The organism is Micrococcus sp. 63XJN7_8_ISO-PGPR-S23-253 (genome assembly GCF_056173425.1).
Genome location: NZ_CM149673.1, coordinates 43,818 through 55,337, shown reverse-complemented (window position 1 = coordinate 55,337; position 11,520 = coordinate 43,818). Strand labels below are relative to the sequence as shown.

Below are 11,520 nucleotides of genomic sequence, written 5' to 3'. Positions count from 1 at the left end.
GTCGCACCGCTTTCGTTCGGGAAACGGACGGGCGCGCGCCGTTTCTCGAACGAAAAGGCCCTGGGGGCGCCGTCTTCCACACGAAAGTGCGCGGGTCGTGCGGGGACGACGACGGCGCCACGCCCTGCCGTCGCACAGGGCCGCTCGGTAGCGTGGCCGACATGAGCACGCAGCCCCCCGGTCTGACCACCGACTCCCCCGACACCCCCGCCGACGATCCGGTCCGCGAGCCGTTGCCCACCGAGGCCCTGCCGATCGCGCCGGCCGGGCCCCGACCCGAGGAGCCGCGGGCCGCCGTCGAGCGTCTGCGCGCCGCCGCCCGCTCCCGCGCCGCCCACCCGCGCGCGGTGCGGGTGCGCCAGCTCAAGGGCCTGAAGCGGATGCTGACCGAGCACGCGGACCGGTTCGTCGCGGCGCTCGGCACGGATCTGGGCAAGCCGGCCACCGAGGCGCTGATCACGGAGATCGTCTCGGTGCGCTCCGAGGTGGACCATGCGCTGCTGCACCTGACCGACTGGATGGAGCCGCGGCCCGTGAAGCTGCCGCTGGCCCTGCGGCCCGCGAGCGCGGAGGTCCGGCCGCGACCCAAGGGTCTCGTGCTGGTCATCGGCGCGTGGAACTACCCGGTGCAGCTCGCGCTCGCCCCGGTCGTGGGCGCGCTGGCGGCCGGCAACACGGTGGTGCTCAGCCCGTCGGAGAAGGCCCCGGCCACGGCGGCGGCGCTGCGGGAGCTGGTGCCGCAGTACCTGGACTCCGCGCTGGTCTCCGTGGTGGCGGGCGGCAAGGAGTGCAACACCGCGCTGCTGGCGGAGCCGTGGGACCACATCCTCTACACCGGCGGGGAGCGCGTGGGCCGGATCGTCTACGAGGCGGCGGCGAAGACCCTGTCCCCCGTGACGCTCGAGCTGGGCGGCAAGTCGCCGGCGGTGGTGACGCCGTCGCGGAACACGGGCGCGATGGCCCGCCGCATCGCATGGGCGAAGTTCACCAACGCGGGCCAGACGTGCGTGGCCCCGGACTACGTGCTGGCCGTCGGCGAGGCCGCGCTGCGCCAGGTGACCGCCGAGCTCCCCGCAGCCCTGCGCGAGTTCTACGGCGACGACCCCCGCGCGTCGAAGGACTACGGCCGCCTCATCTCCGCCGAGCACACGGAGCGGCTGCGGGAGATGCTCCAGGCGGACCTCGACGCCGGCGCCGAGCTGCTCGTCGGCGGCGACGTGGACGCGGCGGGGCGGTACATGGCGCCGACCGTGGTGACGGGCGTCAAGCCGGACGGCGCGCTCATGCAGGAGGAGCTGTTCGGCCCGGTCCTGCCCGTGCTGACCGTGGACACCTTCCAGGACGCCCTCGACTTCATCGCGGAGCGCCCGCACCCGCTGGCCGCCTACCTCTTCACGGACCGGCCGAGCTACCACCGCGCGTTCGACGACCAGGTGCAGGCCGGCGGCCTCGGCTACGACGTCGGCCTGCTGCACGCCGGCATCGCGACGCTGCCGTTCGGCGGGATCGGCGCGTCCGGGATGGGTGCGTACCACGGCATCCACGGCTTCGAGACGTTCTCCCACCTGCGCCCGTCCATCACGAAGTCGGACCAGGTGGACACGCTCAAGACCGCCTACCCGCCGTACGGGCGGATGAAGCGGGCGCTGCTGCCGAAGATGCTCTGAGGGGGCGGGGATCAGCGCTGCGGCCAGAGCCCGCGGCGGGCGTAGACCTCGGCGAGGACGTCGGCACGGTCTGTCATGATCCCGTCGACGCCGAGGTCGAGCAGGCGCTCGATCTCCGCGGGCTCGTCCACGACCCACACGTGCACCGGCAGGCCCGCCGCGTGGCAGCGGCGCACGAAGTCGGGGGTGGCCACGGGCACCCGGCCGTGCCGGACCGGCACCTGCACGCAGTCGACGTCGAGGGCGTACCGGCGCAGCCAGCGGGTCAGTCCCAGCGGGCCCAGCGTCACGAGCGCCGCGATGGCGGCCGCCCCGCCCGACGTCGCCACCCGCTCCGGCCCGTACGCCCGCTCGGGGTGGCCGAGGCGGGCGAGGGCGCGCCGGAAGAGGCGGCGCCGCGAGTCATGGAACGAGGCGACGAGCACGCGGTCCCAGGCGCCGTGCTCGGCGAGGATGCGGGCCAGGGCCGGGGCCGACGCGCGGTCCTTGAGGTCCACGTTCAGGCGTGCCCCGGGGAGTGCCGTGAGCAGCTCGGTGAAGCGCAGCAGCGGCTCCCCGCCGACCGTGACGTCCGCCAGCCGCTCCCACGTGTGGTCGCGCAGCCGGCCGCGGCCGGTGCTGACGCGGTCCAGGGTGTCGTCGTGGAAGACGACGAGCTCGCCGTCCGCCGTGGTGCGCACGTCCAGCTCGAGGTAGGTGAACCCGGCGGCGTGGGCGTCCACGAACGCGGCCAGCGAGTTCTCCCGGTCGACGGCGGCGCCCCGGTGCGCGAACCCCAGCGGGTGGCCGCGACGGGCGGGGACGGAGTCGGTGAGGTAGGCGGGGGCGGGACGGGGCGAGGTCGGACGCACGGGATCACGGTAGCGGGGCCGGGCGGTGAGCGCTCCACTGCCGCGGCCGGGAACGCGAGAGGTCGGAATGAGCGTCAGATCGGCCCTCATTCCGACCTCTCGCGTGACAGGAGGGGCCGAAGCGCCCGCCCTCAGTCCTCCGCCGGCAGCTCCAGCATGGGGCGGTGCTCGTAGAAGGTCTGCAGCACCACGGTGGTCCGGGTGGACACCGACGCCCTCTGGCGGATCTCCGTCACGAGGGCCTCGAGCTCGCGCGGCGAGCCCACGCGCACGAAGAGCATGTACGCGGCATCGCCGGCCACGGAGTGGCACGCCTCGATCGCCGCGATGGACTCGAGGAGCTCGGGGGCGTCGTCGGGCTGGCGCGGGTCCAGCGGGCTGATCTCGATGAACGCGGAGAGCGGCCTGCCCACGGCCTCGGGGTCGAGCAGCGCACGGTAGCCCCTGATCACGCCCGTGCTCTCGAGCCGGCGCAGGCGCGCCTGCACCGCGGAGGTCGACAGGCCGACCCGCTCGGAGAGCTGGGCGAGCGTGGCGCGCGGGTCATGGGAGACGGCGGCCGCGAGCCGCGCGTCGACAGGGTCGTCCATGCGCCGCACGCTATCAGCCGGTCCCGGCCGCTGGGTTGACAGCCCCGTGCGCTCATGGAAACCTTCCGGCAAGTGATCCGCGTCACCGGATATTTTCCGGCGCTTCGACCTCAGGAGGGTTCCATGTCCACCACTCTGCAGCCCGCCCGGACCGACGGCGTCGTCCCGGAGGCCCCGGCCGACGCCCGCACCGTCGAGACCCACCCGGCCTGGCTCCGCCTCAAGGCCGCCGCGACCGCCCTGCATCCCCTGCAGGTCAAGGACGGCTCCATCCCAGACCCGGCGGACCACGCCGCCGCGCGCGAGCACGTGGAGACCATCGTCGCCGCCGTCGAGGAGCTCGCCCCACTCTTCCCGCACGACGCCGCCTACCTCGCCGCCCTGCCCCGCGACTTCGCCCGCTGGGCCGACGGCGGCTTCGCCGAGCCCGACTTCCTGGACTCCCTCGTCGCCTTCCAGCCGCAGGAGCACCGCGTCGACGGCGTCCGGCACCTCGTGGTCTTCCCGATGTACACGCAGAACGGCTCCCCGGACCGGCACGTGGAGGCCCTCGTCGTCGAGACCATCTGGCCCGAGTTCATCGCCGAGCTCGAGGCCGGCGACTACGGCAACCGCCTCTTCGTCTCCCTGCGCCTGATCGACTTCACCCCCGGCTATGACACGAACTCGGCCGTGCTCTTCCCCGAGACCGTGGCCATGCGCGAGATCCCCACCTTCACATGGGGCGCCATCTTCCAGGACCGCGAGGCCGCCCGCTTCCGCCGGGTCGTCACCGCCGCCGCCGAGATCACCCAGCTCGAGCTCCCGGCCGAGCTCGCCGAACTGCTCTCCAGCCAGGAGCTCGCCGAGGGCACCTTCGTGATGTGGGACCTCATCCACGACCGCACGCACATGCGCGGCGACCTGCCCTTCGACCCGTTCATGATCAAGCAGCGCATGCCCTTCTTCCTCTACACGCTCGAGGAGATGCGCTGCGACATGACCGCCTTCCGCGAGTGCGTGGCGATCGAGCGCCGCCTCACGGCGCGCGCCGCCGCGGGCGAGCAGCTCACCGCGCTCGAGGAGCAGACCCGCCGCCACGCCGGGCTCGTCCAGCACGCCGTCCTCTTCGACCGCGTCTTCCGCTTCGCCCTCACCGGCTCCCGCGTCCGCAACTACGACGGCCTCGGCGGCCAGCTGCTCTTCGCCTGGCTGCACCGCAAGGACGTGATCCAGTGGCGGGACGTCGCCCTCAGCGTGGACTGGGACCGGCTCGCCGACGCCGTCGTCGAGCTGGGCGACGCCATCGACACGCTCTACTGGGAGTCCATCGACCGCCCCAAGACCGTGCACTGGCTCCAGGCCTACGAGCTCGTGGCCTCCGTGGTCACCCCGCACCCGGCCTCCGTGTGGGCGCAGGGCCTGCCGCGCGAGGTGCTCGCCGGCCCGCCCAAGGGCTACACCGACCTCGTGCTCGACGACGAGTTCCCGCTGTCCATGTTCTTCGAGGCCCTCGAGAAGAAGATGAGCGGCGTCATCGAGTCCACCGCCGGGATCCGCGGCACGGACGCCTGACCCGTGGCCGCCCTGACCGACCGTGTGGTCCTGATCGCGGGCGCCACGAGCGTCTCGGGCCGGGTCGCCGCCCGCGCGCTCCTCGACGCCGGCGCGCACGTCGTCGCGACCGGGCGCGACGCCGCGAAGCTCGCCCCCCTCGCCGAGCTCGGCGCCGAGACCGCGGCCCTGGACCTCACGGACGAGGCCGCCGTCCGCGGTCTCGTCGAGGACCTGCACGCCCGCGGCACCCGGATCGACGGCCTGCTCCACCTGGTGGGCGGCTGGCGCGGCGGCGGGGGCCTCGCCGGCCAGACCGAGGAGGACTACCGCGCCCTCGAGGCCTCGTTCACGGCGCTGCGGCACGTGAGCCGGGCCCTCGACGACGACCTGCGGGCCTCGTCCGCCGGACGCCTCGCGATCGTCTCGTCCACGGCGGTGACCCGGCCGCTCGCCGGCGGCGCGAACTACGCCGCGGTGAAGGCGGCGAGCGAAGCATGGACCCGCGCGGTGGCGCAGGGCTGGGCCCAGGCCGCCCGGGACGCGGAGACCCCGCTGCGCTCGGCGGCCGTCGTGTTCCGCGTGAAGTCCCTCGCCGGGCTCGAGGAACGGCTGGCCGAGGAGTACATGCGACTGTGGGAGGCTGAGGCGGGCGCGCTGAACGACGCCGTCCTCACGCTCCAGGAGAAGGGAACGTAACTGACATGCAGAGGATCCACGATCCGCAGGAGCGGGGCTTCGCCTCGGACAACTATTCCGGCGTCCACCCGGAGGTGCTCGCGGCGCTCGCCGAGGCCAACGGGGGCCACCAGGTCGCCTACGGCGAGGACGTGTACACGGCGCGTCTCCAGGAGGTCGTGGCCCAGCACTTCGGCAAGGACGCCACCGCGTGGCCGATGTTCAACGGGACCGGGGCGAACGTCGTCGGGCTCCAGGCCATGCTGCCCCGCTGGGGCGCGGTGATCTGCGCGGACACCGCGCACATCCACGTGGACGAGGGCGGCGCGCCCGAGAAGTCCGCCGGCATCAAGCTGCTGCCCGTGGCCACCGACGACGGCAAGCTCACCCCCGAGCTGATCGCCGCCGAGGCCTGGGGCTGGGGTGACGAGCACCGCGCCCAGCCCCTGGTCGTCTACCTCACCCAGTCCACCGAGCTCGGCACGGTCTACACCCCGGACGAGGTCAAGGCCATCACGGACTACGCCCACGAACACGGGATGCGCGTCTACATGGACGGCGCCCGCATCGCCAACGCCGCGGCCTCCCTGGGCCTGCCGCTGCGCGCCTTCACCACCGACGTCGGCGTGGACGTGCTCTCCCTCGGCGGCACCAAGAACGGGGCGCTGCTGGCCGAGGCCGTCGTCGTGCTCGACCCGGACGCCGCGGACGGCCTCGTGTACCTGCGCAAGAACCAGATGCAGCTGGCCTCGAAGATGCGCTTCGTCTCGGCGCAGCTGCTCGCGCTGTTCGACGGCGACCTGTACCTGCGCTCCGCCCGCCACGCCAACGCCATGGCCGCCCGGCTGCGCGCCGGCATCGAGGCGGGGGTGGCCGACGGCTCGCTGGCCGGCGTCGAGCTCACGCAGGCCACGGACGCCAACGCCGTGTTCGCCGTCCTGCCCGAGGGCGTGGCCGACCGGCTGCGCGCCCGCTTCCGGTTCTACGACTGGGACGCGGCGCGGCGCGAGGTGCGCTGGGTGTGCGGCTTCGACACGACCGAAGAGGACGTGGACGCGTTCACGGCCGCACTGCGCGCCGAACTCGCCCCCGCCGCCTGACGGGCGCTCCCGGCCGGGATACCCTTCTACCACCGTGCAGCAGGGTGGGATGCCGCGGCGTTCGACGCGCGTCCGACCGCTCTCCCACCGAAAGGCCACCGTGGACACCAGCGCACCCCGGACGTCCCCGTCGACGCCGCCCGCCTCCGCCGCCCACTCCACCCCCGAGGGCGGCTCCCTGCGGCGCACCCTCAAATCCCGGCATCTGACGATGATCGCGATGGGCGGCGCCATCGGCACGGGTCTCTTCGTGGCCTCGGGCAACACCATCGCGACCGCCGGACCCGGTGGCGCCCTCGTGGCCTACGTGGCCATCGGCTTCATGGTGTTCCTGCTGATGCAGTCGCTCGGTGAGATGTCCACGTACCTGCCGGTCTCCGGCGCGTTCGAGGAGTACTCGACCCGCTTCGTGAGCCCCTCGTTCGGCTTCGCCATCGGCTGGAACTACTGGTACAACTGGGCGATCACGGTGGCCGCCGAGCTCGTCGCGGCGGCCCTGATCATGCGGTACTGGCTCCCGGACGTGCCCTCGTGGATCTGGTCCGCGACCTTCCTCGCGCTGCTCTTCGGCCTCAACGCCCTCTCCACGCGCGCCTACGGCGAGAGCGAGTTCTGGTTCTCGCTCATCAAGGTCGCCACCGTGGTGATCTTCCTGGTGCTCGGCGTCCTGATGATCGTCGGCATCCTCGGCGGCTCCTCCCCCGGCTTCCACAACTGGACCGACGGCGAGGCCCCCTTCGTGGGCGGCGGCGCCGGCATCCTGGCGATCTTCATGGTGGCCGGCTTCTCCTTCCAGGGCACCGAGCTGGTCGGCGTGGCCGCGGGCGAGGCCGAGGATCCGGAGAAGAACGTGCCCAAGGCGATCCGCACCGTGTTCGTGCGCATCCTGCTCTTCTACGTCGGCGCGATCACCGTCGTCGGCTTCCTCATCCCCTACACCAGCCCCCACCTGCTGGGCAGCGACGTCGAGGACATCTCGATCTCCCCGTTCACGCTCGTCTTCGAGAACGCGGGCGTGCTCGCCGCCGCCTCCGTGATGAACGCCGTGATCCTCACGGCCATCCTCTCCGCGGGCAACTCGGGCCTGTACGCCTCCACCCGCATGCTCTGGGCCCTGGCCGACTCCGGCAAGGCCCCGCGCTTCCTGGCGAAGGTGAACCGGCGCGGCGTGCCCATGAACGCCCTCTACGCCACCACCGTGGTGGGCGCGGCGTGCTTCCTGACCACGTTCGTCGGGGACGGCGCCGCCTACGTGTGGCTCGTCTCCGCCTCGGGCCTGGCCGGGTTCATCGTGTGGATGGGCATCGCCTGGAGCCACTACCGGTTCCGGCGGGCCTACGTCGCGCAGGGCCACGACCCGAAGGACCTGCCCTACCGCGCGTTCCTGTTCCCCCTGGGCCCGATCGTCGCGCTGGTCATGTGCGCTGTCGTGATCCTCGGGCAGAACTACCAGGCATTCATGGGCGACGTGGACCTCGTGGCCGTGGCCACCGCGTACATCGGCCTGCCCCTGTTCCTCGCGCTGTGGCTCGGCCACAAGCTCGTCACCGGCTCGAAGCCGGTCCGCTACGAGGACGCCGACCTCACCCGCGTCCTGGACTGAGTCCCCCACCCCGGAGGTCGCCGTGTCCGCCCGCTCGTCCCACGTCCCCGCCGTCACCCCCACCGCCCGCGGCCGCCTGGTCTGGGTGGACGTCGCGCGCGGTCTGGCCCTGGTCTCGATGATGGTCGCCCACACGGCGCCCACCGGCGGCCCGGGCGGGGTGCTCCACCTCTCCGAGCACCTCACCGCGCCCCTGTTCGCGGCGCTCGTGGGCGTGGGCGCGCGCCTCGAGGCGGAGTGGCTGGGCCGTGGCCGGGCCGTGCCCCGCGCGCTCGTGCGGGCGGCCGCCCTGTTCGGGGCGGTGTGGCTGACCGGGCACTTCGGGGCGGCCGTCGTGAACGTGCTGGCGCACCTGGCCGTGCTCACGGTGCTCATGGCGCTGCTGGCCGCCCTCCCGCTCGGCGCGCACCTCGTGCTGGCCCTCCTCAGCGGCGGGGGTGGCCTCCTGCTCGCCGCCACGCCGACGGCCGACGTCGTCGACCGGCTCCTCCCCGCCGCGCAGGCGCTCGGGCTGAGCCGCGCGACGCTGACCCCGTGGGTCTCCGCGTTCCTCACGGACGGCCCGTACCGTCTCCCCCTGTTCCTCGCGTGGGCGCTGCTGGGGGCGGTGCTGGTCGCCGCCGTCCACGGCACGACGACGGCGGCCCCGGCCCGGAGCGCGCGGCTCACGGGACTCGGCTGGGCGGCCGGGGGGATCGCGCTGGCCGGCGTCGTGCTGGCCCTGTCCCGGACACAGACCGGCGCCGCGCCCGTGCCCTACACGGCGACCCCGGCGGAGGCCCTGCTGGACACGGGCCTCGTGCTGGCCGTGCTCGGCGCGTGCGCGGCCCTCATGCCGCGGCGGGCCGGGCTGCTGGCCGTGCCGGGCGCGATGACGCTGTCCGTGTACGTGGCGCACCTGTGGTACCTCGGGTGGGTGCTGCGGCTGGGTCCCGGCCCATGGCGCAGCGCCACGGGCACGGACGACACGTGGTTCAACCTGGCCGTGCTGGTCGCCGGCGCGCTGCTGCTGCCGCTGCTGTGGCGGGCCGTCGTGCGTATCGGCCCGTTCCGCGCGGGGCCGCTCGAGGGCGTCGTCCGCCTGCTGACGGCCCCGTTCGGCCGCGGGCGCTGACCGACGTCCACCCCAGCGGGTAGCCTCGAGAGCGTGAGCGAGCGAACCACCTACCTGCTGATCGACGGCGAGAACATCGACGCCACCCTCGGCACGTCCATCCTGCAGCGGCGCCCCCAGCCCGACGAGCGGCCGCGCTGGAAGCGCCTGCTCGGCTACCTCGAGGACCGCTGGGACCAGCCGGTCAAGGGCCTGTTCTTCCTCGCCATCGACGGCGAGATCCCCATCCCGTTCGTCCAGGCGCTCACCGCCCTCGGCTTCCAGCCGATCATGCTGCGCGGCGAGGGCAAGGTCGTGGACATCGGCATCCAGCGCACCGCGGAGGCGCTGCTGGGCCGGGAGGACGACGTCGTCCTCGTCAGCCACGACGCCGACTTCGCCCCCCAGCTCACCGACCTCGCGGCCACGCCGGGCCGGCGCACCGGGATCATGGGCTTCGAGGAGTTCCTCTCCCACGAGCTGCGCCGCATCCCCGGGGTCGAGTTCTTCGACCTCGAGCACGCGGTGGGCGCGTTCGACTCGTCCCTGCCGCGCCTGCGCGTGATCGACGTCGAGGCGTTCGACCCGTACGAGTTCCTCTGACCCGCCGGGGGCGGCCCGCGGCTCCTCGCGAGTTTATAGACGCGGAGATAGTTCTGCCCTTACGATAAACTCGTGACTAAACTCGACGAAGTGGCCCGCGCCCTCGATGCCCTGGAGCGGGGGGCCACCGCCGCCGACCTGGAAAGTCAGACCCTCGACTTCAAACGTGACCCGGCCACCGTGGCGGAATTCCGCGGCAACCCGCGCGCCCAGCTCATCGATGAATTGACGACAGCCGTCATCTGCTTCGCCAACGCAGACGGTGGTCACATCGTGCTGGGAGTCGACGACAAGTCGAGCGGCCCGGAAGCCTTCACGGGCACCTCGGCCGACCGCAACGATTTACGCGCGAGATTGCACCACAACACCACACCGCCCGTGACGGTGGACATCCGTGAGGAGCACCGTCACGAGCATCGGATCCTCGTGATCCGCGTCGTCGAAGGCCTCGACCTCGTGACGAATTCCAAAGGCGTCGCGCATCAACGCCGGGGGACCGACTGCCATCCCATGTCGGAAGCGGCTCGACGCCACCTCGGCTACACCCGTCGGAATCCGGACTTCACTGCGCGCCGCTCCGAACGGGGCCCCAAGGACGTCAGCAGCGATGCCCTTGACCATGTGCGAGATCTGTTGCGCCGACTCCCGGACCTTCGACGCCAGCTCGCGGATCTGCACGATGACGACCTTCTCCGCAGTCTGGGGGCGGTCGACGGCCAAGGAAACCTACTCGTGGCGGGAGAGCTCGTCCTCTGCCCACCAGATCATGACACCGTGGACTTCTTGACCCGCCCTGCACCCGGAGCCGAGCCTTCGACACGCCGGCTGCGACTCCCCGTGGCCCAGGCACTCACCACCGTCATGGGGCTCATCAACACCGCCATCAATCCGGAAGTGACCTCGATCCCCTTGCCGACGGGTCAGGAACTGGCGCTCCCCGACTTCTCGCCCCTCGCCGTCGAGGAAGCGGTCACGAACGCGCTGGTCCACCGTGACTACGGAGTGCGGGACCGCGTTGTCATCGACCACAGTGCCACCACCTTGACGGTGCACTCTCCAGGCTCGCTCCCCTACGGCGTGGATCCGGACCGTCTCCTCAGCACCGTGTCGACGCCGCGGAACCCGCAGTTGATGTCCCTCCTCCAACAGCTCGGACTAGCAGAGCGCACCTCACGAGGCATCGATCGGATGTTTCGGGAGCAAATCCGAGTGGGGCAAACGCAGCCGGTCATCGAGCCGGATGACTATTCCGTGACCGTGCGGTTCAGCACCGGCGCGCCGAACCGCGCATTCGCCCGTTTTCTGGCCACCCTGCCGCCTGAGCTACGCGAGAATGTCGATGCCATCCTCCTCCTCGATCACTTGTGCCGACGGCCTTCTCTCTCCGCCGACGAAGCGGCGCGCATTCTGCAGGTTCCCGTCGACGAGGCCTCTCATCGCGTTGATACACTCTCGACGGCGCCGCACGCGCTGTTCGAACGCTCTTCCTCACCATCGAGTCGGAAGGCCGCATGGCGGCTCCTCCCTCTCACCGCAGCCGGCTTGGGGACGGCGGTGACACACAGGACCAAGGCAGACCAGGCGCGGCGACGGGTCGAGGCGCACTTGGACGAATACGGCTGGATCACAAACAAGACCATCCGAAACATGTTCGATCTGGACGTCCAGCAGGCCCGCCAACTGCTCGCGGACCTGCGCGATGCCGGTGTCGTCATGAAGGATCCTGCGGGCCCGGAACGCGGCCCGACCGTCCGGTGGCTCGTCGCCAAGAAGTCGCGTCGTAGGAGATGAGTTCCTCTGAC

General features: G+C 72.1%; 10 protein-coding genes. 8 read left to right on the top strand and 2 right to left on the bottom strand.

Going from position 1 to position 11,520, the window contains the following annotated elements:
• Positions 1 to 161: 161 nt before the first annotated feature.
• A complete protein-coding gene (locus tag AC0VX4_RS00250; protein WP_475464437.1) occupies positions 162 to 1,667 on the top strand; it encodes an aldehyde dehydrogenase family protein in 1,506 nt (501 codons plus the stop codon).
• 11 nt (positions 1,668 to 1,678) lie between these two features.
• On the opposite strand, the gene AC0VX4_RS00245 is transcribed toward AC0VX4_RS00250, so the two are convergent.
• Both AC0VX4_RS00245 and AC0VX4_RS00240 read right to left on the bottom strand, forming a co-directional pair.
• On the bottom strand, positions 1,679 to 2,518 hold the full coding sequence (locus AC0VX4_RS00245; RefSeq protein ID WP_002858242.1) for a glycerophosphodiester phosphodiesterase family protein: 840 nt from the start codon (positions 2,516 to 2,518) through the stop codon (positions 1,679 to 1,681).
• A gap of 131 nt (positions 2,519 to 2,649) precedes the next feature.
• Complete coding sequence (locus tag AC0VX4_RS00240) at positions 2,650 to 3,108, bottom strand: Lrp/AsnC family transcriptional regulator (RefSeq protein WP_002858239.1); 459 nt, start codon at positions 3,106 to 3,108, stop codon at positions 2,650 to 2,652.
• 123 nt (positions 3,109 to 3,231) lie between these two features.
• Here AC0VX4_RS00240 and AC0VX4_RS00235 point away from each other — a divergent pair, with 123 nt between their 5' ends.
• The 7 genes from AC0VX4_RS00235 (at position 3,232) to AC0VX4_RS00205 (ending at position 11,509) form a co-directional block, all read left to right on the top strand.
• Entirely contained in the window at positions 3,232 to 4,662 is a 1,431-nt protein-coding gene (locus tag AC0VX4_RS00235; RefSeq protein WP_475464436.1) for a DUF6421 family protein, read from the top strand.
• Between the two features lie 3 nt (positions 4,663 to 4,665).
• Positions 4,666 to 5,340: an SDR family NAD(P)-dependent oxidoreductase gene (locus tag AC0VX4_RS00230; protein ID WP_406906167.1), complete on the top strand. Its 675-nt coding sequence runs from the start codon at positions 4,666 to 4,668 to the stop codon at positions 5,338 to 5,340.
• Positions 5,341 to 5,345: 5 nt separating this feature from the next.
• Positions 5,346 to 6,419: a threonine aldolase family protein gene (locus AC0VX4_RS00225; RefSeq protein WP_002858235.1), complete on the top strand. Its 1,074-nt coding sequence runs from the start codon at positions 5,346 to 5,348 to the stop codon at positions 6,417 to 6,419.
• A gap of 100 nt (positions 6,420 to 6,519) precedes the next feature.
• Positions 6,520 to 8,022, top strand: a complete 1,503-nt coding sequence (locus AC0VX4_RS00220; protein ID WP_002858232.1) for an amino acid permease — start codon at positions 6,520 to 6,522, stop codon at positions 8,020 to 8,022.
• Positions 8,023 to 8,044: 22 nt separating this feature from the next.
• Positions 8,045 to 9,136: a hypothetical protein gene (locus AC0VX4_RS00215; protein WP_002858227.1), complete on the top strand. Its 1,092-nt coding sequence runs from the start codon at positions 8,045 to 8,047 to the stop codon at positions 9,134 to 9,136.
• Between the two features lie 33 nt (positions 9,137 to 9,169).
• On the top strand, positions 9,170 to 9,718 hold the full coding sequence (locus tag AC0VX4_RS00210; protein ID WP_002858225.1) for an NYN domain-containing protein: 549 nt from the start codon (positions 9,170 to 9,172) through the stop codon (positions 9,716 to 9,718).
• A gap of 72 nt (positions 9,719 to 9,790) precedes the next feature.
• Positions 9,791 to 11,509: an RNA-binding domain-containing protein gene (locus AC0VX4_RS00205; RefSeq protein ID WP_002858223.1), complete on the top strand. Its 1,719-nt coding sequence runs from the start codon at positions 9,791 to 9,793 to the stop codon at positions 11,507 to 11,509.
• The last annotated feature ends 11 nt before the right edge of the window (positions 11,510 to 11,520 follow it).